The sequence below is a fragment of the Vibrio sp. 10N.222.54.A3 genome (assembly GCF_041474095.1).
In the GTDB taxonomy this organism is placed as follows: Bacteria; Pseudomonadota; Gammaproteobacteria; order Enterobacterales; family Vibrionaceae; genus Vibrio; species Vibrio crassostreae_C.
On sequence record NZ_JBFRTN010000197.1, the window covers coordinates 1 to 443 of the forward strand.

The window sequence follows — 443 nt, forward strand, 5'->3', positions numbered from 1 at the left end:
AGTAGGTTTTATCGTTGATGTCAAACGAATAACTTAAATGTATTCGATAACTCGAGCTAGATAGTTAAAGTCCCCAGAATCACCGTGGTAATTACGGTAAACATCGACACTGAAATATCTAGGTTGGTCCACTTGAATATGCTCAGCAATTCGCTGCTCGATGGATTCTAGAGTTTCACCTGTTTGCGAGTAAATGTATTTCTTGGTGGTCTTTTGAAGCTGGCGTTCTTTAGCTTCTTTGTGTGTGACGTAATTGTTCACGTCAACCCACTGACCAATGTAGTCAATCTCCACGTAGTCTGAATTTTCTTCAACCATGAACAACGCCGCTTCTTGTTGAACGTCGGCCAGTTGTAGCATGTCGTTATCGACTTTTTGCTGTTCCATTGAGGTCACATTTTGTGCCATGGCAGCGCTAGACGTTGCCATGATAAGTAGCGCTA

The 443-nt window shown here is 42.4% G+C and carries 1 protein-coding gene; it reads right to left on the reverse strand.

Annotated elements, in window-relative coordinates; all coding sequences use genetic code 11:
* Positions 1-33 precede the first annotated feature (33 nt).
* On the reverse strand, positions 34-443 hold a 410-nt coding region (locus tag AB4507_RS22990; RefSeq protein WP_372055030.1), incomplete at its 5' end, for a hypothetical protein.